Raw genomic sequence first — 20657 nt, 5'->3', positions numbered from 1 at the left:
ACCTGAATGACGCGCACCCTCCACTGGGGGAAACTGGCTGTGAGTCTGCTGGCGTTGCTATTACTGGCACCGTCGGCACAACCACGTATGTCGGTTACTCCGCTGTACCAACAACATCCTCTGCTTGATCCGGTGGGCAAAGCCACGGACGGATCACCCGAGCGCATGATCGTCGCCGCCATTGACGCCATCCGCGCGGGCCGTATGGGTGACGCCCGCGCCACGGTCGATGCGCTGATCGCCAAAGAACCCAACTATCGCCTGGCCTGGCTGCTGTCGGCCGATCTGTACGCCATGCGCAGCATTCCACTCGATAACATCGGTGGCGGTGTGGCGCATGCACCTGCAGACCGGCTGGATGACCTGCGGCGTGAGGCGCTGGCGCGGCTAAAGCGGCAGGACAACCCACCGCCCGCTTCGCAAGTACCCGCTGAAGTGCTGGCATTCTCAAAAAACCAGAAATTTGCGATCGTGGTCGACGCGTCGGCTTCGCGGCTGTTTCTGTTTGAGAACAACAATGGCGTGCCGCGCTATGTGTCGGATAGCTACGTGACGGTGGGCAAGCTGGGCACCGAAAAACTGCGCGAAGGCGATCAACGCACGCCGCTGGGTGTGTACTTTGTCTACAACCACATGACGCGGCCGCAACTGGATAAAACCTTTGGTGCGCAGGCCGATTTGTATGGCGTGGGCGCCTGGCCGATTTCGTATCCCAACGAGATGGACCGGCGTGAAGGCCGCACCGGCCATGGTATCTGGCTGCACGGCAGCCCTTCGGACACCTATGCCCGTCCGCCGCAAGCCTCGAACGGCTGTGTGGTGCTGACCAACCCGGATATGCTGCAACTGGCTGATCATTTGCAGATAGGCGCCACGCCCGTGGTCATCGTGCCGCAAATGCACTGGCTGTCATTACCGCAATGGCAACAACGGCGGGACCAGATGCAAACGCTGGTCGAAAACTGGCGTAATGCGTGGCAAAAGCTGGATACGCAGGCGTACCTCAACCAGTACAGCAAGGATTTCACCAGCGACAGCGGCCAGAATCTGACCCGCTGGGCGCAGCAGAAATCGTCGGTTAACGTCAGCAAGCAGTGGGCCAGAATTGACGTTACCGATATGAGCCTGTTTGTAGGCGGCAAAGACGACACGCTGGTGGCCACGTTTGATCAGGACTATCGCAGCAACAATCTGGAAAACCGCATGCGCAAGCGACTGTACTGGCGTAATGACGGCGGCAATTACAAGATTGTGTGGGAAGGCACGGCCAGCAACGGCTGATCGCCTCACCCGCGCCGGCATGGCGCTTTCGATTCGCATAAAGCAAATGGCCCGCAGACAAACTTTGCGGGCCATTTTTTATTGATTATCTGGATCGAAATGCACGGCGGCGCTTACAGCGTCAAACCCCCGGTGACTTCAATCGCAGCGCCGCTGATATAGCTGGCTTCATCGCTGGCCAGAAATGCATACACATTGGCAATTTCCTCGGGCTGCGCCATGCGCCGCAGCGGCACACGTTCTTCCATACCCTGAATGACCTTGTCCGGCATGTCTTTCAGAATGGGCGTGGCCACAAAGCCCGGGCAGACGGCGTTGGCGCGGATGCCTTTCTTGCCCAGTTCGCGCGCCCAGGTTTTGACCATGCCGATCACGCCAAATTTGGCCGCCGCGTAATTGGTCTGGCCAAAATTGCCATACAAGCCGACCACCGAAGACGCATTCAAAATAACGCCCGATTGCTGCTCGATCATGATGTCGACCACCGCGCGCGTGCAGTTGTAGACGCCTTTCAGATTGATATCGATCACACGGTCAAACTGGTCTTCGGTCATTTTGCTGAGCTGCGCGTCGGCGACGATGCCGGCGTTGTTGACCAGAATATCGATGCGGCCAAACTGTTGCTGCGTGCCCGCCACCATGGCGGCAATCTGCGCCTTGTTGGTAACGTCGACCTCGAAGCCAAGCGCCTGGCCGCCCTGCGCGATCAGCTCGGACACCACGGCATCAACCCCGGCGCGATTGACGTCGCAAACCACCACGCGTGCACCCTCAGTCACAAATTTGCGTGCGGTTGCATGGCCAATGCCACTGGCGGCGCCGGTAATAATGGCGACCTTGTTCTTGAGTTTCATGGGGATATGACTCCTGACGCGGGAAACGCCAGTCACCCAGGTGGCGACTGGCTGCGTGGCTGCGTCAATGCAGCGCAATGCTGGTGTTCAGCATAGCGTGCATTGTGCGTCGCAACAACGCGGCGTCAGGGCTAGACAGGTTAGAGCGGCACGCCTGAATCAGGCGGCGTCGGCACCCGGCTGGTTATACTGTTCGACGAGCGTTCGGCAATCGACCACGCGCAAGTCATTGTCGCGGGCAAATGCCATGATGAATTCGAACACGCGCGGATCGAGCTTTTCGAGCTGCTTGTCCACCGCCACGCAACGCACGTTGTCCAGAAACATGGGGCGGACATACGGTGCATAGGACAGTTTCTGGTCGAAACCGAACGTGGAAAGAATGCCGGACAAACGCTCTGCCCAATCGCTCGGCCGGAACTGGCGGCCGTCGCTGGTGATCCCCTGGATTACGATTTCGTACGGATTACAGATCATGGGAGTCGGGAGCAGTAGTGGTACACGTTTAAAACGCGATTATAGCCGAGCACGTGCTGCAGCGCATGAATTTGTCGTAAAACAAAGTACTGAACGCGCAATTGTGGCATACCCCTGGTCGGCACGGAGCGGCCCTGCCTACGGCCCAAACTTGAACAAAATCAACGTTCGGGCTTGCCAGTTGTCGGCTCGGCAACCAATAATGGTCCCTTTTTCACCTACGTTGCTGCGACTGCCGTAGCAAAGCGTGCCCTATGCGACACTTCCTGCAATTTTCTGACTTTACCCTCGAAGAATACGAGCACCTGTTCAAGCGTGCCGCCATTCTCAAGCAGCGCCATCGCGCGGGTGAACTGTATCAACCGCTGGTTGGCAAAGTGCTGGCCATGATCTTCGAAAAATCGTCCACCCGTACTCGCGTTTCTTTTGAAGCCGGCATGTCGCAACTGGGCGGCCATGCCATGTTCATGCATTCCAAAGATACGCAACTGGGCCGTGGCGAGCCGATCGAAGACGTCGCACAAGTCATCAGCCGCATGACCAATATCGTCATGGTGCGCACTTACGAACAAAGCATCATCGAACGCTTTGCCGAAAACAGCCTGGTGCCCGTCATCAACGGCCTGACCAACGAATACCACCCGTGCCAGATCATGGCCGACATCTTTACCTGGGTGGAACGCAACGGCCCCATCCAGGGCAAGACCGTGGCCTGGATTGGTGACTCCAACAATGTCTCGCGCACCTGGCTGCAAGCGGCCAAAGTGTTTGATTTCAAGCTGAACCTGGCTTGTCCGCGTGGTTATGAAATGACTGTGCTGGATGGCCAGACCTATGGTTCGCGCTATTTTGAACAGTTCTACGATCCGTTCCAAGCCGCGCGCGACGCCGATATCGTCACCACTGACGTGAGCGTGTCAATGGGTTACGAGCGCGAAACGCTGCAACGCAAACGCGACTTCCTTAACTATCGGGTATCTGAAAAAACCATGCTGCAAGCCAAGGCCAATGCGCTGTTCATGCATTGCCTGCCCGCGCATCGTGGCGAAGAAGTCGACCCCGAAGTCATCGATGGCCCGCAATCGGTAGTGTGGGAAGAAGCGGAAAACCGCATGCACACGCAAAAAGCGGTGCTCGAATATCTGCTGCTGGGCAAGGTGGACAACTAAGGTGTTAGGCATTACCGACCCACTGACCTACGTTGCCGGCGCCGTGGCGATCATTTTGTTGCCCGGCCCCAACTCGCTGTTTGCCTTGTCAGTGGCGGCGCGGCGCGGCGTTAAAGCCGGATTTGCCGCTGCGGCCGGGATTTTCACCGGTGATCTGATCCTGATGCTCGCTGCCTCTTTGGGCGTGGCATCATTAATGCGTGCTTACCCCGTGGCGTTTGATGTTGTGCGCTACGCGGGTGCTGCATATCTGGCCTGGCTGGGCGTCAAGCTCTTGCTGGCCAGAGGCAACAAGCCTGCTGAAACGTCGTCTCAACCCGACGTGCCGGCAGGTCATATTTATCGCCAGGCGGTGTCGATATCTGTGGTGAATGTAAAGGCCATCCTGTTTTTTATGGCGTTCTTCCCGCAGTTTGTCGATCCATCGTATTCGCACATCTGGCTGACCTTCGGTGCCCTTGGCATCACTGTGCAAATCCTGAGTATGTCGTACCTCAGTTTTCTGATTCTGGCCGGCGCCAACATCGCCCGAAAATTATCGGGCCGCGCGTGGATCGCTACGCTGTTGCGCAAGCTGACCGGTGTGTTGTTCATCAGTTTTGGTGCGCGTTTAGCCCTTAGCCGATGATGTTGTCTGCCGTTCAGTCGCGTTAAAATGCCCGGTCGTGATCCGGTTTATCAAATCGACACAACCTTGCCTCATCGGGGATACCCATGTCTGACGTAAAGAAAGTGGTGCTGGCTTATTCCGGCGGTCTTGATACCTCGGTCATTCTTAAATGGCTGCAAGACACCTACCAATGTGAAGTGGTGACCTTTACCGCCGACCTCGGTCAGGGCGAAGAGCTGGAGCCCGCACGACAAAAAGCCATTCAATTTGGCATCAAACCCGAACACATCTTTATCGACGACCTGCGTGAAGAATTCACGCGCGATTTCGTCTTCCCGATGTTCCGCGCCAACGCGCTGTACGAAGGCGAATATCTGCTGGGCACGTCGATTGCCCGCCCGCTGATTGCCAAGCGTCAGATCGAAATCGCCAACGCCACAAACGCCGATGCCGTCAGCCATGGCGCCACCGGCAAGGGCAATGATCAGGTGCGTTTTGAGATGGGCTATTACGCGCTCAAGCCGGGCGTTAAAGTCATTGCCCCATGGCGCGAATGGGATCTGCTCAGCCGTGAAAAACTGCTGGCTTATGCCGAAGCCAACAAGATTCCCGTGGATATGAAGCACAAGAACGGTGGCGCACCTTATTCCATGGACGCCAACCTGCTGCATATCTCGTTTGAAGGTCGCCATCTGGAAGACCCGAAAGCCGAAGCCGAAGAAAGCATGTGGCGCTGGACCGTCAGCCCCGAAGCGGCGCCGGACGCGCCTGAATATGTCGATCTCGAATTCGACAAAGGCGATGTCGTGGCCATCAATGGCGTGGCGCTCAGCCCGGCGCAAGTGCTGACCAAGCTCAACGAGCTCGGCGGCAAGCACGGCATCGGGCGTCTCGATCTGGTGGAAAACCGCTACGTGGGCATGAAAAGCCGCGGCTGCTACGAAACCCCGGGCGGCACCATTCTGCTGAAGGCACACCGTGGCATCGAATCGATTACGCTCGACCGCGAAGTGGCGCATCTGAAAGACGACCTGATGCCGCGTTACGCCAGCCTGGTCTACAACGGCTACTGGTGGAGCCCGGAGCGCAAGGCGCTGCAAGTGCTGATTGATCACACGCAAGAGCGCGTTAACGGCTGGGTGCGCGTCAAGTTGTACAAGGGCTCGGTGTCGGTGGTGTCGCGTGATTCGAAAGACACGCTGTTCGACCAGACCATCGCCACCTTTGATGATGACGGCGGCGCCTACAATCAGGCGGACGCAGGCGGCTTTATCAAGCTGAATGCGCTGCGCATGCGTATTGCAGGCCGTAAGGGCCGCTAAGCGGCGCGCCCGACGCGATATTGATATTCCAGTAACCCGCGCAAGCGGGCTCGCCGGGACAAGGCCATCGCGCCCTGCCCCGGCGAGCGCTTAGATGGTCGTGCCATGAATATTGTTGATTCGTTTTTGAACATGCCCGAAGACACTTTCGATTCGTTGTCGGTTTCGATTCTGGTGACCGGGCTGATTATTTATATGGGCTTTATTATTTACCGCATGGCCAAGGATTCGAAGGCCGGTAAATTTGGCACGATCATTCTGTTTTTCGTACTGGGCTTTGGCATGCTGGGCTTCATTATCAAGACCATCCTGACCGAAGTACTCAAATAACAAATAACCTGTCGAGAATTTTATGAGCCAGCAATTTGAAAATGTTTCGGTTCTGAAGCAAGCCAACGTTTACTTCGATGGCAAATGCGTTTCGCACACCGTTATTTTGCAAGATGGCACGCGCAAAAGCGTGGGCGTGATTCTGCCGTCCGCCCTGGTGTTTAACACCGGCGCACCCGAAATCATGGAAATCATCGCGGGCAAATGTTCGGTCAAGCTCAAGGGCGAAACCGAAGCGCGCGTATATGGCGCGGGTGAGTCGTTTAATGTGCCCGGCGATTCCAGCTTTGATATCGAAGCGCTGGAAACGCTGCACTACGTGTGCCATTTCGGCTAACACGCCGCGCAGTCAGCCCGACCGATCACAACCGCTGGTTCGCCCAGCGGTTGTTTGCTTTAATGCATCGATCCAGTTTGATGTTTTTTTAATTTTCCAGGAGCCCGTTATGCCTTCGTTTGACATCGTGTCGGAAGTCAATGACGTCGAAGTGCGCAATGCGCTAGAACAAACCAATAAAGAAGTCGGCAATCGCTTTGACTTTAAAGGCTCGGACGCGCGCGTTGAGCATGCCGAGAAAGTACTGACGCTGTTTGCCGATAATGATTTTCAGCTGGAACAAGTCAAAGAAGTATTGACCGGCAAATTATCCAAACGCGGCGTGGATATCCGCTGCCTGGATGAAGGCAATATCGAAAAAGTGAGCGGCAACAAGGTCAAGCAGGCGATTACCGTGCGCACCGGCATCAATGGTGACGAGGCCAAAAAGATTGTGCGCCTGATCAAGGATTCCAAAATGAAGGTGCAGGCGGCCATTCAGGGTGATGAAGTGCGCGTAACCGGCGCCAAGCGCGATACGTTGCAGGAAGCCATTGCACTGATCCGTAAATCGGTTACCGATTACCCGGTACAGTTCCAGAATTTCCGCGATTAAGGCGGGCCTGTGTAAGGGGTGTAGCGCAATTCTGAGTTAACGCGACGTTTTCCAGACCGATTGATGCAGATCAATATTGGCCCGAACCATAGGGCCGAATATGACGCCAGTTGATCAAGATCACTGGAGATGCATCATGGAAAACACCCCTTGGGAAACCCTGTTTACCTCGGATATCGGCCTGCTTAGCCTGTTCACCATCGGCTTTATCTGTGTGATGGCCGTGTATATTTTTATGTTCGTGCGCAAAAACGTACTGAACGCAGAAGCGGAACAAGCGCATCCGGTGGCGAAAGAAGCAGCCCATCATTAAGCAGCCGCTGCCTTCGCCCGAAAAAAAGACCGCAATCATGCGGTCTTTTTTTTATTGCTCAAGGCTCAACCGGCGCGCTAGCGCTTGATCAAGTAGAAATGCTCGTGACGCTCGCCCGGCCGTGCGCCTTCCCACAACACCATCGTGCCAGGCTGTGCATCGCCCTGCAGCAATTGCAGGTGGCAGCCGTCTACGTCACGTCGGCGCAACGCCATGGTCGAGAAATAATCAACTGAGGCCGCCATCGAGTCGGACACCAGCGAGCCATCCACGCAGCCTGCGGGCTGGCGTGCCACTTCCGCCGCCAGGCTATGCACCACCGGCCGATAGCTTTTGGAGGCATCCAGCCACGGCTGCCACAGCCCCATCAGCGCGCCCCATAGCAAGGTGACGCCCACAGCCCAGTTAGTGACCGCCAAGCGTCCTAGCGGGCGTTTGCGGAGCAAGATCAGGCACCACGCAATCGAGATCAACAGCGTAAACACCGTGCCCAGGCCACCGATATGCGGATGCCAGGCCGGGCTGGCTTGTGCCAGAGATTTAGCCCAACTGGTGGGTGCGCCGGTCTGCACCACCAGCCAGGCGGCCCAGAGCAACAAGGTACCCAAGCCAAACGTCATAATGCCAAACCAGTTGAGCGCGGCCGCTGCACCACGTTGCAGCCGATCAATGCCGCCAATCGACAGCACCGATAGCACCGGCAGGATGATCAGCAGCGCGGATTCATTAATGGTATCGCCCGCGCCAGACAGCCAGACCGCGTTGAATACGATAATGGTTAGCGGCAACACCACCTTGGGCGATTGCCATTGCGCGCGGTTGGACCATGCGCCCCATGCCGCCAGCGGCAGAACCGGCCAGGCAAACCACAGCACAATCGAAAAGAAGTAACCGAAGCTATGGAAGATCTGCCACCCCGCCATGCCGCCTAAAGGGCCCAACGCGTAATAGTTGTACCAGGTCTGGAAGGCAGGTGGGCTGAAGTGGTACAGATCCACCGGCCAGATCATGCCCAACGGCACCGCCACCACCAGCGCGGTGATCAGCGTAGCGGCGTACCAGCCCTTGCGCCACGGCGCAAACAGCAGCAAGGCCAGGGCCGTCAGCACACTCAGGATAAACTCGCCCCAGGACGCGCCCAGCAGCAGCACCAACCACGACAGACCCAACAACAGGCCGCCCTGCACCGGCTGGCGCAACGCCCACGCCAATGCGTACAGCTGCCAGGCAAAGCTGACCAGCAACAACAAATCGGGCGCCAGATGGTGACCCCAGATAATCAGCCCAATCGATCCAATCAACGCCATCACGCCGACACGACCCTGGCGCCGGCCATAGAGCTCGCGCCCGGCCAGGCCTACGCCCCACATGGCCAGCGCCATCCACAAACCGGTGACCACGCGCGCGGCATCATGAATTTCCATGCCCAGCTTGTGCAACGGCCACGCCACCAGCGCCGCCGACCAGTAATACAGCGGGCCGTGGATCAGATAGGCGCTATCGCCGTACCACGGCAGCGTCCAGTGTTGGCCCTGCATAAAGTGCTTGATGACCGCGGCGGTTTCCAGCTCGGCCGGCTTCCACGGATCGTGCCCGATCAGGCCGGGAATCAGCCATACCAGGCAAAGCAGCAGCAATAGCCAGGGTTGTTGGTTTGGGGGAAGCGGCGCTTCACGATCAGCATCGGGAACATAAGTGAGCATGGCAGCGATTTTATCTTTTTGAGACGGCGATGCACGGATCGCGCAAAGACAAAAAAGGCAGCCTCATTGAGCTGCCTTTTTGCGGTACAGAACAACGGAGAGCAATTAGCCCTTGTTGCTGCTGTACATGGAGTATTTCTGACGGAATTTTTCCACGCGACCCGCGGTATCCAGCACTTTTTGCTTGCCGGTGTAGAACGGGTGGGATTCGGAAGACACGTCCAGACGTACGACCGGATATTCTTTGCCATCGGTCCACTTCATGGTTTCGCCGCCGCGGGCTTTCATGGTGGATTTGGTCAGAAATTTGAAGTCAACGCTGGCATCAAAAAAGATGATGTCGTTGTATTCGGGGTGGATACCTTCACGCATGTTACTTTCCTTTTTACTATGAGCGCGCCGGGGTTGTGCCGACGCAAAACGCGCATTATTTCAGAAGCGGCGGCATCCCGCAAGGATAACCGCCGTCAAACCAGCCGCTGTGGCTGGTTAGCGACGCATCGAATCAAAGAAATCCGCGTTGTTTTTCGTCGCCTTGATCTTGTCTTGCAGGAATTCCATCGCTTCCAGATCATCCATCGGATACAGCAACTTGCGCAGCACCCAGATTTTCTGCAACTGGTCTTGCGGGATCAACAGCTCTTCACGGCGCGTGCCGGAGCGGTTGATGTTGATGGCCGGGAAAGTCCGCTTTTCCGCCATGCGACGGTCAAGGTGGATTTCCATGTTGCCGGTACCCTTGAATTCTTCGTAGATCACATCGTCCATGCGCGAACCGGTGTCGATCAGCGCGGTGGCGATGATGGTCAGGCTGCCACCTTCTTCGATGTTACGGGCAGCACCGAAGAAACGCTTGGGGCGTTGCAACGCGTTGGCGTCCACACCGCCGGTCAGCACCTTGCCGGACGCCGGCACCACGGTGTTGTAGGCGCGTGCCAGACGGGTAATCGAATCCAGCAGGATAACCACGTCTTTCTTGTGCTCGACCAGCCGTTTGGCCTTTTCGATGACCATTTCGGCCACTTGCACGTGACGGGTTGCGGGTTCGTCAAACGTTGACGACACCACTTCGCCCTTCACCGAGCGTTGCATTTCGGTCACTTCTTCAGGGCGCTCGTCAATCAGCAGCACAATCAGGGTGACGTCGGGATGGTTGTTGGTGATGGCGTGCGCAATATTCTGCAGCATCACGGTCTTGCCGGATTTGGGCGGCGCCACCAGCAAACCACGTTGGCCGCGGCCAATCGGCGCGATCATGTCAACGATACGGCCGGTGCGGTTTTCTTCGCCGCGGATATCGCGTTCGAGTTGCAAGCGGCGCGTGGGAAACAGCGGCGTCAGGTTTTCGAACAGGATCTTGTGTTTGGAATTCTCGGGCGGCTCGTCATTAACCTTGTCGACTTTCACCAGCGCAAAATAACGTTCGCCGTCTTTAGGCGTACGGATTTCGCCATCAATGGTGTCGCCGGTATGCAGGTTGAAGCGGCGGATTTGCGAGGGGCTGACGTAGATATCGTCAGGGCCGGCCAGATACGAGGTATCCGGGCTGCGCAGAAAGCCAAAGCCATCGGGCAGGACTTCCAGCGTACCGTCGCCGAAAATGCTCTCCCCTTTCTTGGCCTGGTTTTTAAGCATCGCAAAAATCAGATCTTGCTTGCGAAGACGACTGGCACCGTCGATTTCATTGGCGATGGCCATCTCGACAAGTTCTGAGATAGGTAGATGTTTCAGGTCAGACAGATGCATACGATTGGGCCGTGGCTGCTCTTGGAATTGAGAGATATATCTGGGAAAAGGGAGAGGAATGCTTTTGATATCAGCTGCTGCGGAAGGACTCCGGAGCAAGCAGGAATGGCGTCAGATTATAGGGAGGCAAAACAGACTGTCAAGCCACCCGCAGCTGTCGTCAGCCGCGGGTGTTGTATTCTTGCCGTGGCAGTAGCAGAAAGCACCGCCAGACCGGCTCTGACACATTGATTACAGGTTGCTATCCAGGAATGCAGTCAGTTGCGACTTGGACAATGCGCCCACTTTGGTCGCCTTGACTTCACCGCCCTGGAACAACATCAGGGTGGGGATGCCACGGATGCCATACTTCGGCGGCGTGCCCTGGTTGTCATCAATGTTGAGCTTGGCCACTTTGAGTTTGCCGGTGTATTCGCCAGCTACTTCGTCAAGGATCGGAGCGATCATCTTGCACGGGCCACACCACTCAGCCCAATAATCCACCAGTACGGGGGTTTGGGATTGCAGCACTTCGGTGTCGAAGGTGGCGTCGGTAACGTAAGTGATATGTTCGCTCATCAGAGTCTCCAGATTTCAGTAACGGTGGTGCGTTAATCGCATAAAAGCGTAGCGGTGATTATGCTAACGGATAGGAATAAGTAATCCCAATCAAATTTAGCCGTGGCCGCCATACAAAAAGACTATGAGGGCCAATCCGGCTATTTCAAGCTTCAATCAGTTGGCATTATAGGGCGGCAGCCACTGCGTCGGCCAGTCGCTCTACAGCGGTGACCTGCATGCCCTCGATGGGCTGCCGCGGGCGATTGGCGTGCGGCACGATGGCGTGGGTAAAGCCCAGCTTGGCCGCTTCGCGCAGGCGTTCCTGGCCACGTTGCACCGGGCGCACCTCCCCGGCCAGCCCCACTTCGCCAAACACCACCAGCTTGTCCGGCAACGGTCTGTTTTTAAGCGACGATACAATCGCGATCAGCACCGCCAGATCGGCCGCCGGTTCGCTGATGCGCACGCCGCCCACCGCGTTGATAAATACATCCTGATCAAACACAGCCACGCCCGCATGGCGATGCAGCACGGCCAGCAACAGCGCCAGCCGGTTTTGTTCAACGCCGACGGCCAGCCGCCGCGGTTGCGGTGTATGCGCGTCGTCCACCAGCGCTTGCACTTCTACCAGCATCGGCCGCGAGCCTTCTTGCGTCACCAGTACGCACGAGCCCGGCACCGGTTCGCGGTGTTGCGACAAGAACAACGCCGACGGGTTGGCCACTTCCTTCAGGCCACGATCGGTCATGGCAAACACGCCCAGCTCATTCACCGCGCCAAAACGATTCTTGATGGCACGGATCAGCCGGAAACTGGAGTGCGTATCGCCCTCAAAATACAGCACCGCATCGACGATATGTTCCAGCACGCGCGGCCCGGCCAATGCGCCCTCTTTGGTCACGTGCCCCACCAGCAAAATGGTGGTGCCATTGCGCTTGGCAAAGCGGGTCAGTTGCGCGGCGCATTCGCGCACTTGCGCCACACTGCCCGGCGCGGACGTCAGCGCTTCGGAATACAAGGTCTGGATCGAATCGATCACCGCCACTTGCGGCTGTTCTTTCGACAGCGTGCCGAGGATTTTTTCGAGATTGATTTCCGGCAGCAAGCCGATGGCGGCATCGCCCAGTTGCAGGCGTTTGGCGCGCAGCGCAATTTGCTGCGCCGACTCTTCGCCACTGACGTACAACACGCGTGAGCGCGCCGCCATTGCGGTCAGCGCCTGCAACAACAGCGTGGATTTACCGATGCCCGGGTCGCCGCCAATCAGCACCACGCCGCCGGGCACCAGACCGCCGCCCAACACGCGGTCGAGTTCGTCCATGCCGGTGGGTGTGCGCGGGATTTCTTCGGTTTCGACATCGGACAACTGCCGCACCGCGCCATCGGCGGCCAGCGACTGAAAGCGCGCGGGGGCCTTGGGTTCGGCCACGGCTTCAACGAGGGTATTCCAGTCCGCGCAATGCGGGCACTGGCCCTGCCACTTGGGCGAGGTGCCGCCGCAAGAGGTGCAGGTGTACATGATCTTGGCTTTGCTCATAGGCCGTATTAGACCACAAGCGTGCGGGTTATCTGTGCACCGCGCTCTGGAATCTCGACGCCATGCTGGATGCGCTTATGCCGGGATATGCGATGGCCCCACGGGGCCGAGACTAGCGCCTCGATTGTGCGTTGCCCCTGCAGGGTAACGCACCCTACGCTCGACCGATCCGGCAGGTATAGGGTGGGTCTGGACCCACCACTCAAAGCCGCAGGCCCAACGCGCAGCACCTGGTTACGGCTTCGGCAGATGGTTCCAGACGGAGCGTCTCAGTCCCACCCTATGTAAAGTACCGGGCTTAAGAGATGTACTGGAACAGGCTATTGCCCTGAATCTTGGAATAAGTCTGGCGTGCCGCTTCCAGCAGCGTCTGGTTTTGCGAAAAGCCGCTGATGGCAGACGCATAATCCAGATCCTGCAGCCCCGACAAAGTCTGGCTGTAATTCAGGCTGACGCTCGAATTGATGGTTTGCACGGCGGTGATTTCGTTCTGCCATGCGCCGGTGCTGGCGTTAGCGCTCAGCACATTCTGCAGCGCGTTGTTCAGGTTTGACATCACGCCATTGAGCGCATTCTGGAACTTGGTCTGGTCCGCGCCCGAAGTGCTGGTGGTGTACGAATTCAGCGCCGAAGAAAACTGGGCGATGGTGCTGAAAATATCCTGATTCTGGCTGGCATCCACATTAAAGGTGTCTCCATCCGCAGGTGTGCCGGTAATGCTCATCTTCACGCCAAAATCCCAACCCGGCACGGGCAGGGTTGCGCCTGCCGCCGGCGCCGGATCGGTGCTTTGAGCGGAGAACACAATATCGCCGCCATCGGTATAGCTACGCGGATACGGGTTTACGCCCGCGGCCGCAGTGCGATCACCGGCGGTGTAATCGTAACCATCGATCATCGAATGGTTGTAATTGGGGTTGGTGGTGCCATCGGTCAGCGTCTGGCGATTATCCACAATGTCGTAATTAACGATGGGCTTGCCGCTCGGATCAGCCGTGTTGGTAATCGAATTGAACTTGACCGAAAAGTTTTTGACGTTGGCGGCCGTATTCCACTTGGCCTTGTCCAGCACTTCACCCGCGCTGACCAGGCCGGTGCCGCTATTGGTGGCGGCGGCCGCGGTCGAAAACGTGCCGTTGCCGTCCTTGATGTTCTGGAATACCGACGAGCCATCGCTCGACACCGGCAGATTACGCGACGCCGAAATCTGGATCTGGCGTTGCCCCTGGTCACCGTTGTAGGTGACGTTACCAAAGCCGGTTTCAGTAAACGGCTTGGTGCCGCCCGCAAAGCCGGAGAACAGATACAGCCCGCTGCCATCGGTGGTATTGGCCAGCCCCATCAGCTGCTGGTACGAGCTGTTGAGCGACGTATTAATGATCTGTTTTTCAGCCGAAGTCAGCGTCGGGTTGCCCGCCTGCACCGCCAGCGACTGGATATCCTGAATCGTGCTCGCCACCGAGGCCAAGGCCGAGGTCTGGTTCTGCAACGACGTATTGGCGCTGTTGCTGTTGGTGGTGAACTGCGTGACGATACTGGCCGACTGCGTGATATACAGCGCGCGCGATGCCGCAATCGGGTCATCCGACGGGCTCAGCATTTTGCGACCGGTGGACAGCTGTTGCTGCAACTGGGTCTGCTGGTAGTACAAGTCGTTCAGGCTGCTGGTGCCCAGGTTGTATAGCGTACTGCTGGCGACGCGCATGATCTGCTCCGGTTACTTCTTGACCGATACATCGGCGGCTGCGGCAAAAACTTGAATGCCGCCAGACGCTTGCATCGGTCTTAACTGATGATGTTCTCGATGGCCTGAAACGTTTGCTGGGCGATCTGGATGACTTTACTGGCCGCCGTATACGCTTGCTGATAGCGCAGCAGATTGGCCGCTTCCTCATCCAGGTTAACGCCCGCCAGCGAATCACGCGCGGTGGTGGCCTGGGTCAGCACCGTGTCTTGCGCCGTGGCCATGATCTTGGCTTGCGCCGTCTGGGTACCGATCTTCGACACCATCTGGCCATACACATCAGCGTAGGTCGACTTGCCGTTATCCAGCAACTTGGTGGTCTGCAACGATTCCAGCGCCAGCGCATTGCGGCCGTCGGCATTGCCCGACGTATTGGGCGCCACGCCAATCGAATCACCTGCCGCGGGCGTGCCATCCAGTTTCATCGACCAGCCATTAAAGCTGACCGTCATGCCCTTGGTATAGTTCTGCGCCGCCGTGGTCACGCCGGTGACGGCATCGGTAATGGTAAAGCTGTTGGCCGTATTGAAATTGATGGTGACCGGGTTCTTGAGCGCCGTGCTCACCGCGCCTTGCGTGGTGCTGGTGGGCGGTGCGTCGACGGTGGGTTGGGTAATGGTCAGCGTGCCGCTGTTATTGCCCGGTGGCACCACGGTAAAGCTGTCGCCGGTGGCAAACGAGCCGCTGTTCAGGTTGACGGTAAAACCGTCCATGGCCAGCGGAAAGCCCGCCGCCGTGGTCGATACGCCATCCGAAATCCGCGTCAGCGAATAGTTGGTGCCGTCATACGACACCTTGTAATCGCTGCCGGTCAGTTTGGTTTTGTCGCTCACGGTGCCCGACAACAAGGCCGTGCCGGTATTGCTGGGCGCGCCATAAAACGTCACCGTATTGGCCGCGCCCTTGCCCACCGCCGCGGTAATCGGCGACGACGCCGCCACTTCGGTCGGATCGGAAATCGCCACCGACATGCCCTGAATCACGCTGCTTACCGGCTGGATTTCAAAGCTGTCGCCCGCGTTCATCGTGCCCGATTTGATCTTGAGGGCGATGCCATCCGCGCCCACCGCACCGGCCGCCACTTGCGCCGGGGTAAATACGGTTTGCGTGTTGTCGCTCAGGCGCGTCATCACATATTGCGTACCGTCATAAGAAAACTTGTAGTTGCTGGAGGTCAGCTTGGTGGTATCGCTGATATAGCCGGTTAACGCCGCATTGCCTGTATTGCCGGTATTGCTGAATACGTTGCCCAACGCGGGCGGAAAAGACGCCGTGGCGCTGGTACCGGTGGCGGTGGCATCGGCGCCGGTCATGGTGGCGGTCACGCCCAGCGCGGTAAAGCCGGACGCCAGTTGCGCGGCGGTAATCGAGGCGGTCTGGCCATCGGTGGAGCGTGTCAGCGTGTAATTGCCGCTGGTGACGTTATAACTGAGCGCGTAATCAGATTGCGGAATCGCATTGTCCGGCGCAGTCAGCGTCACTTTCTGGCCATTCAACGACATATCGACGTTATCGGCGCGCGGATAATCAAACAGGTTCTGCCCCTGATCGCCATTCAGATCAATCCCGGCGCGATGTTGCGCGTTAAAGGTCTGCGCCAGGCCCAATGCGGTCAGGTTCAGCGTGTTTTGCGCCAGCGATAGCGAGTCATTGCGATACGTCAGCAGCCCCTGCAGCGAGCCGCCGGTAATTTGCGAATCAGGCAAATACACCGTCACATTGTTTTGCTGATAGGCAATCTGCGTTTTGGTCGGATCATCGCGCGACGCCACAGCGGCCAGGTTAAACGAATTGCCGCCCACCACCACGTTCTGGCCGCTGCCGATAAACACGTTCATGCTGCCGTCGCTTTGCGTCAGCGTGGTGGCTTTCACATATTTGTTCAGGTCCAGCACCAGTTGATCGCGTTGGTCCAGCAAATCGTTGGGCGGCTGGCCCGAGGCCGATTGCGTGGCGATCTGGCCATTCAGCGTGGCAATCTGTTTTGTAATCGAATTGATGCTGTCGACGGTGGTGCTGATTTCGCCATTCAACGTTTGCGCATTTTCGTTCAGTTGGTCGTTAAACGACTGAAACCGCGACACCAGCGTACCGGCGCTGGTCAGCATGGCGGTGCGCGACGGCGTATCGGCTGGCGACGTGGCCACGTTTTGCACCGACGAGAAAAAATCCTGCATCGCGGGCGACACGCCTGCGGTGGGGTCGGCCACGATATTGTCGATATCGTTCAGATGGGTCAGATAGGTATTCAGATAGCTGTCTTGCGTTTGCGCGCCCTGCTGCTGCTTGGTCAGAAACTGGTCATAAGCGCGCTGGATGGTATCCACGCGCACGCCCATGCCCACAAAACCGCTGCCGGTTAATTGCGGGTACGGCGCGCTTTGCTTGATCGACTGGCGCGAATAACCCGGCGTCGCTTCGTTGGCGATGTTGTGGCCTGTGGTGGTCAAACCCAGGTTGGCGGCGTTAAGCGCCGAGACACCAATGCTGAATACACTCATTCTATTGCTCCGTTACGGCCAGCCCGGTCACTTGAGCTTGCGCGGTCATTCCTTTGTATCGGCGTAAAGCGCCCGGACTTGAAGCCGGACGTCGCCGCTCATCTCTTGGGGCGCGTTACGCAGCGGCGCCTTCGGACTCGGCCTGTAGATGCTTTTGCACCCGCGCGGCCACCAGCGCCAGCTTGCTGGCATAGGTCGGATCAGTGGCGTAACCGCCGGCTTGCAACGCCTGGCCATAGCTACGCGCGTTATCGCCAGCACCTACCGCATCGCCAAACCGCTTTTTGATCAACGTGGCGTAGTCGGCAAAGGCATCGGTATAAGAATCATAGGCACGGAAGGTATCGACCTTCTTTTGCGCCACGCCGTTCACATATTCGGTGGTGGTGACGGTGGCGGTTTTGCCCTGCCAGTCCCGCCCGGCCTTGATGCCGAACAGGTTGTGCGTGTCGTTGCCGGACGCGTCGGTGAGCGGCTTGCGGCCCCACCCGGTTTCCAGCGCCGCCTGCGCCATTAATACATGCGGCGACACGCCCAGGGTTTCGCTGGCCCTCTTGGCGGCACCGGCAATACGCAATACGAAAGATCCGCTTTTGCCGCCCCCAGCGGCATCTTTTGCCGCCTTGCCCGAGGTACTTGCCGCATCGGGGTTGGTGCTCTGATTGGCCGGCGTCAGTGGATTGGGCGGCGTATGCCAGGCATGCTGCAGCAGCGACGGGTCTTGCTGAATCTGGATTTGCCGCACGATGGCGTCGGCCAGGCCCAGCCCCCCATGCTTGCTCAGCGAGCTGCTCATCTGCTGGTCAAACATGCTCTGAAACATCTTCACATTCGAGGTATTGAGCGTGTCGTACTGCGGGGTAGCGTCGCGCATGGACTTGAGCATCTGTTGCATCAACAGCGCCTCAAACTGCTGTGCCACCGCCTTCACGCCCTGCTGCGGCGACTTGGCCGCCAGCGTGCGCAACTGCCCCACGTTGTTGGGGTCAATCACGAAATCCTGACCGGTACTGCGGGCTGCGGAAGGGCTGAGCATGATGGGCATCGAACACGGTAGATACCCATACTGAGCAAACACCGTGCCAGCCAGACAGCCCCATGGGCATAGGGTGGGTCGAGACCCACCTTTCAAAGCCGTTTGCCACACGGGGTGAGCTCGGCATGCCACTTTGGCTGGTGGGTCCAGACCCACCCTATGCAGCGGCAACCAGCCCGATCGATTCGTCCCAGATCACAAACCCGTTCTTACCGCGATGTTTGGCTTCGTACATCGCGGCATCGGCGCGGCGGGTGGCCAGGTCGATGCTGATGTGGGCGTCAAAGATGGCGATGCCCAGGCTGCCGCTGATGCCGTAGCCGATTTCGCCCACGCGTTGCACGATGCGGCGCGCGATGGCGTCCACCTGTGCGCGCGCGGTATGCGGGCTGACGCTGACCGCCACCACAAACTCATCGCCGCCCCAGCGCCCGGCCAGATCGTCGGGCCGCAGGCAGGCACGCAAGGCGGCGGCGGTGGCAATCAATACCTGGTCGCCCGTGTCATGACCGTACTGATCATTCACCGCCTTGAAACCATCCAGATCGAGCAGCATAAACACCAGGCAATCGTTGCGCTCGGCCGCTTGCTGCCGTTTGCGCTCGGCCTGCTCCATCATCAATTTGCGGCCATACAAACCGGTTAACGCATCCTGTTGCGCGGTTTCCAGCTCATCGATAATGCGCACCTGATTCAATGCGGCCTCGCGCAGCAAGCGCTGCGCCTGGCTCTCGCGCACGGTGGCCCGAAAGCCCCACAGCACCGCCGCCACCAGCACCGCCAGCGTAATGGCGGCTTCCAGCGCCGTGGTCAGCGTGCGCACGCGCCACGGCCGCAGCGCCAGATCGTGCGATAAAGCGGCATAGCCGATCACGCCAAACTCCGGCACGCGTTGCCAGCCGGTAATGCGCTGCACATGGTCCAGCGGCGACGGCAGATCGTACATGCCACTCTGGCCGTCGCGATCCTGATACAGCGCTTCGTCTTTCACCGAGCGGCCCAGCACCGCGTCCATATCGGGCGTGCGCGCCACGATGCGGCCGTCGTTGCTGTAAATGCCAAAGATAAAGCGCGAATCAAACGACATCAGCGCATAAAAATCGTTGAGATTGTCGATGCGCAACGCCACCAGCGCCACGCCTTCAATATGACCGTCCCGCGCGTGGATGGGCCGCGACACGCCATAAACCAGCTTGCCCGATACGCGCGATTTGAACGCCGTGGACACATAAAAGCGCTGCCCGGCCAACGCCGCTTTAAAGAAATCGCGATCAGACGAATTGACGTTGGCGGGCGCTGGAAACGTCGACGATTCCAAAACCGGTTTGCCCGAGCGATCAAAAATCCACACGCCCTGGCAATCGCCAACATTAAAGGCGTAGCTTTTGATGCGCCACCAATAATCCAGCGAATTGATCTGATCAATGCCTCCCGCCGCCGACACCAGCCCCAGCGTTTGCTGCAAGGCGTTGTCGGCCTCTTGCAGCGTATTGCGCGCATGCGCGGCGGCCACGCGCGACAGATCGCGCACAATGGCGCGCTGCTGGCGCACGGTTTCCTGGTAGTCGCGGTACACCGAATGCCCGGTACTCGCCCCCAGCACCACACACAGCATCACGATCACCGCGAGCTGTGGGTTTTTCTGAAAGGTGCGTCGTAGCCGCAGCAAGGCGCCGCGCCGGGAAAGAATGCTCTGCATGAGGGTTTATTTAATCAACGCGCGCGCATGGTGTTGCAGGTGCTCGTCGATCAAGCTGGCAATAAAGTAATAGCTATGATCATAGCCAGCGTGGCGGCGTAGCGTCAGCGGATAACCCGCACTGCGCGCCGCGTTTTCCAGCGCCTCGGGTTGAAGCTCACGCGCCAGAAATTCATCGGCGTCGCCCTGGTCCACCAGCGTTGGCACCGGGTCACGCGCTTGCGCCAGCAGCAGACTGGCATCCCATTCGCGCCAGGCATCGGGGTGATCGCCCAGATAAGCGCGAAACGCCTTTTGGCCCCATGGCGTCGCGCTGGGGTGGCAGATCGGCGCAAAGGCCGAGATCGATTGATACCGGCCCGGATTACGCAACGCCAGCGTCAGCGCGCCATGGCCACCCATGGAATGCCCGGCAATGCCGCGCACCGGCAGAATTGGCAACTCGGCCTCCACCAGCGCCGGCAGCTCATGCACCACGTAATCATGCATACGGTAATGCGCAGCCCACGGCGCTTGCGTGGCATTCAGATAAAACCCCGCACCCTGCCCCAGATCGTAGCCGGGGTCATTGGCGACATCGTCGCCGCGTGGGCTGGTATCGGGGCATACAATCGCCAGCCCCAGTTGCGCCGCCATCCGTTGCGCGCCGGCTTTCTGGATAAAGTTTTCCTCAGTGCAGGTCAGGCCAGACAGCCAGTACAGCACGGGCACCTTGTGATGCGCGGTCGCTTGCGGCGGTAGATACACCGCAAACTTCATATCGCAATCCAGCACTGCAGAGCGATGGGCAAAACGATGTTGCCATCCTCCCGCGGCGCGGTTTGCGGAGAGCGGCGTCAACAATTCGGGCATGGGGTTCTCGG

19 protein-coding genes and 1 pseudogene are annotated in these 20657 nt (G+C 58.4%); 8 read left to right on the top strand and 12 right to left on the bottom strand.

Annotated features, from left to right (window positions below; genetic code table 11):
• The first annotated feature begins 6 nt into the window (after window positions 1–6).
• Window positions 7–1281, top strand: a complete 1275-nt coding sequence (locus tag WG78_RS04580; RefSeq protein ID WP_083458763.1) for a L,D-transpeptidase family protein — start codon at window positions 7–9, stop codon at window positions 1279–1281.
• 113 nt (window positions 1282–1394) lie between these two features.
• On the opposite strand, the gene fabG is transcribed toward WG78_RS04580, so the two are convergent.
• Complete coding sequence (gene fabG, locus WG78_RS04575) at window positions 1395–2135, bottom strand: 3-oxoacyl-ACP reductase FabG (RefSeq protein WP_053936590.1); 741 nt, start codon at window positions 2133–2135, stop codon at window positions 1395–1397.
• A 174-nt stretch (window positions 2136–2309) separates the two neighbouring features.
• Window positions 2310–2612 (bottom strand): annotated as a pseudogene (locus WG78_RS04570) (DUF3579 domain-containing protein); the annotation flags it as partial.
• A gap of 254 nt (window positions 2613–2866) precedes the next feature.
• Between WG78_RS04570 and argF the strand changes: the two are divergent.
• The 7 genes from argF to WG78_RS21995 all read left to right on the top strand — a co-directional run bounded on the left by argF (window position 2867) and on the right by WG78_RS21995 (window position 7288).
• Entirely contained in the window at window positions 2867–3781 is a 915-nt protein-coding gene (gene argF, locus WG78_RS04565; RefSeq protein WP_053936588.1) for an ornithine carbamoyltransferase, read from the top strand.
• Window position 3782: 1 nt separating this feature from the next.
• On the top strand, window positions 3783–4409 hold the full coding sequence (gene leuE, locus WG78_RS04560; protein ID WP_053936587.1) for a leucine efflux protein LeuE: 627 nt from the start codon (window positions 3783–3785) through the stop codon (window positions 4407–4409).
• Window positions 4410–4495: 86 nt separating this feature from the next.
• Window positions 4496–5713 carry an argininosuccinate synthase gene (locus WG78_RS04555; RefSeq protein WP_053936586.1) on the top strand — a complete coding sequence of 406 codons (1218 nt, stop codon included), beginning with the start codon at window positions 4496–4498 and terminating at the stop codon, window positions 5711–5713.
• A 105-nt stretch (window positions 5714–5818) separates the two neighbouring features.
• A complete protein-coding gene (locus WG78_RS04550) occupies window positions 5819–6043 on the top strand; it encodes a DUF2788 domain-containing protein (protein ID WP_236691975.1) in 225 nt (74 codons plus the stop codon).
• Between the two features lie 22 nt (window positions 6044–6065).
• Window positions 6066–6380, top strand: coding sequence for a pyrimidine/purine nucleoside phosphorylase (gene ppnP / locus WG78_RS04545; RefSeq protein ID WP_053936585.1), 315 nt, complete (start codon window positions 6066–6068; stop codon window positions 6378–6380).
• Window positions 6381–6489: 109 nt separating this feature from the next.
• Window positions 6490–6975 (top strand): YajQ family cyclic di-GMP-binding protein, encoded by a 486-nt coding sequence (locus tag WG78_RS04540; protein ID WP_053936584.1) that lies wholly within the window; start codon window positions 6490–6492, stop codon window positions 6973–6975.
• A 136-nt stretch (window positions 6976–7111) separates the two neighbouring features.
• On the top strand, window positions 7112–7288 hold the full coding sequence (locus WG78_RS21995) for a DUF3149 domain-containing protein (RefSeq protein ID WP_083458762.1): 177 nt from the start codon (window positions 7112–7114) through the stop codon (window positions 7286–7288).
• A gap of 77 nt (window positions 7289–7365) precedes the next feature.
• Here the strand turns inward: WG78_RS21995 and WG78_RS04535 are convergent, their stop codons facing one another.
• The 10 genes from WG78_RS04535 to fghA all read right to left on the bottom strand — a co-directional run bounded on the left by WG78_RS04535 (window position 7366) and on the right by fghA (window position 20646).
• Window positions 7366–8991: an ArnT family glycosyltransferase gene (locus tag WG78_RS04535; RefSeq protein WP_083458761.1), complete on the bottom strand. Its 1626-nt coding sequence runs from the start codon at window positions 8989–8991 to the stop codon at window positions 7366–7368.
• Between the two features lie 105 nt (window positions 8992–9096).
• Window positions 9097–9363, bottom strand: a complete 267-nt coding sequence (locus WG78_RS04530) for a type B 50S ribosomal protein L31 (RefSeq protein WP_053936582.1) — start codon at window positions 9361–9363, stop codon at window positions 9097–9099.
• A 117-nt stretch (window positions 9364–9480) separates the two neighbouring features.
• Window positions 9481–10737 (bottom strand): transcription termination factor Rho, encoded by a 1257-nt coding sequence (gene rho / locus WG78_RS04525; RefSeq protein ID WP_053936581.1) that lies wholly within the window; start codon window positions 10735–10737, stop codon window positions 9481–9483.
• Between the two features lie 231 nt (window positions 10738–10968).
• Window positions 10969–11295: a thioredoxin TrxA gene (trxA, locus tag WG78_RS04520; protein WP_053936580.1), complete on the bottom strand. Its 327-nt coding sequence runs from the start codon at window positions 11293–11295 to the stop codon at window positions 10969–10971.
• Between the two features lie 166 nt (window positions 11296–11461).
• Window positions 11462–12814: a DNA repair protein RadA gene (gene radA, locus WG78_RS04515; protein ID WP_053936579.1), complete on the bottom strand. Its 1353-nt coding sequence runs from the start codon at window positions 12812–12814 to the stop codon at window positions 11462–11464.
• A 298-nt stretch (window positions 12815–13112) separates the two neighbouring features.
• Window positions 13113–14519, bottom strand: a complete 1407-nt coding sequence (gene flgL, locus WG78_RS04510) for a flagellar hook-associated protein FlgL (protein ID WP_053936578.1) — start codon at window positions 14517–14519, stop codon at window positions 13113–13115.
• 80 nt (window positions 14520–14599) lie between these two features.
• Window positions 14600–17059: a flagellar hook-associated protein FlgK gene (gene flgK, locus WG78_RS04505; RefSeq protein WP_053936577.1), complete on the bottom strand. Its 2460-nt coding sequence runs from the start codon at window positions 17057–17059 to the stop codon at window positions 14600–14602.
• A 115-nt stretch (window positions 17060–17174) separates the two neighbouring features.
• Window positions 17175–18095, bottom strand: coding sequence for a flagellar assembly peptidoglycan hydrolase FlgJ (gene flgJ, locus WG78_RS04500; RefSeq protein WP_161805068.1), 921 nt, complete (start codon window positions 18093–18095; stop codon window positions 17175–17177).
• Window positions 18096–18252: 157 nt separating this feature from the next.
• Entirely contained in the window at window positions 18253–19794 is a 1542-nt protein-coding gene (locus WG78_RS04495) for a GGDEF domain-containing protein (protein ID WP_053936575.1), read from the bottom strand.
• Window positions 19795–19800: 6 nt separating this feature from the next.
• Window positions 19801–20646 (bottom strand): S-formylglutathione hydrolase, encoded by an 846-nt coding sequence (fghA, locus tag WG78_RS04490; RefSeq protein WP_053936574.1) that lies wholly within the window; start codon window positions 20644–20646, stop codon window positions 19801–19803.
• Window positions 20647–20657: the final 11 nt, after the last annotated feature.

The organism is Amantichitinum ursilacus (assembly GCF_001294205.1).
Taxonomy (GTDB): Bacteria; Pseudomonadota; Gammaproteobacteria; order Burkholderiales; family Chitinibacteraceae; genus Amantichitinum; species Amantichitinum ursilacus.
The sequence above is the reverse complement of the archived record's forward strand: the minus strand, read 5'-3'. Positions and strand labels throughout refer to the sequence as shown.

What these genes read in the sequence shown, in the direction of transcription:
- WG78_RS04580 (WP_083458763.1), top strand. Translation starts at nt 7, where the DNA reads ATGACGCGCACCCTCCACTGGGGGAAACTGGCTGTGAGTCTGCTGGCG.
- fabG (WP_053936590.1), bottom strand. Translation starts at nt 2,135, where the DNA reads ATGAAACTCAAGAACAAGGTCGCCATTATTACCGGCGCCGCCAGTGGC.
- argF (WP_053936588.1), top strand. Translation starts at nt 2,867, where the DNA reads ATGCGACACTTCCTGCAATTTTCTGACTTTACCCTCGAAGAATACGAG.
- WG78_RS04555 (WP_053936586.1), top strand. Translation starts at nt 4,496, where the DNA reads ATGTCTGACGTAAAGAAAGTGGTGCTGGCTTATTCCGGCGGTCTTGAT.
- WG78_RS04550 (WP_236691975.1), top strand. Translation starts at nt 5,819, where the DNA reads ATGAATATTGTTGATTCGTTTTTGAACATGCCCGAAGACACTTTCGAT.
- ppnP (WP_053936585.1), top strand. Translation starts at nt 6,066, where the DNA reads ATGAGCCAGCAATTTGAAAATGTTTCGGTTCTGAAGCAAGCCAACGTT.
- WG78_RS04540 (WP_053936584.1), top strand. Translation starts at nt 6,490, where the DNA reads ATGCCTTCGTTTGACATCGTGTCGGAAGTCAATGACGTCGAAGTGCGC.
- WG78_RS21995 (WP_083458762.1), top strand. Translation starts at nt 7,112, where the DNA reads ATGGAAAACACCCCTTGGGAAACCCTGTTTACCTCGGATATCGGCCTG.
- WG78_RS04535 (WP_083458761.1), bottom strand. Translation starts at nt 8,991, where the DNA reads ATGCTCACTTATGTTCCCGATGCTGATCGTGAAGCGCCGCTTCCCCCA.
- WG78_RS04530 (WP_053936582.1), bottom strand. Translation starts at nt 9,363, where the DNA reads ATGCGTGAAGGTATCCACCCCGAATACAACGACATCATCTTTTTTGAT.
- rho (WP_053936581.1), bottom strand. Translation starts at nt 10,737, where the DNA reads ATGCATCTGTCTGACCTGAAACATCTACCTATCTCAGAACTTGTCGAG.
- trxA (WP_053936580.1), bottom strand. Translation starts at nt 11,295, where the DNA reads ATGAGCGAACATATCACTTACGTTACCGACGCCACCTTCGACACCGAA.
- radA (WP_053936579.1), bottom strand. Translation starts at nt 12,814, where the DNA reads ATGAGCAAAGCCAAGATCATGTACACCTGCACCTCTTGCGGCGGCACC.
- flgL (WP_053936578.1), bottom strand. Translation starts at nt 14,519, where the DNA reads ATGCGCGTCGCCAGCAGTACGCTATACAACCTGGGCACCAGCAGCCTG.
- flgK (WP_053936577.1), bottom strand. Translation starts at nt 17,059, where the DNA reads ATGAGTGTATTCAGCATTGGTGTCTCGGCGCTTAACGCCGCCAACCTG.
- flgJ (WP_161805068.1), bottom strand. Translation starts at nt 18,095, where the DNA reads ATGCTCAGCCCTTCCGCAGCCCGCAGTACCGGTCAGGATTTCGTGATT.
- WG78_RS04495 (WP_053936575.1), bottom strand. Translation starts at nt 19,794, where the DNA reads ATGCAGAGCATTCTTTCCCGGCGCGGCGCCTTGCTGCGGCTACGACGC.
- fghA (WP_053936574.1), bottom strand. Translation starts at nt 20,646, where the DNA reads ATGCCCGAATTGTTGACGCCGCTCTCCGCAAACCGCGCCGCGGGAGGA.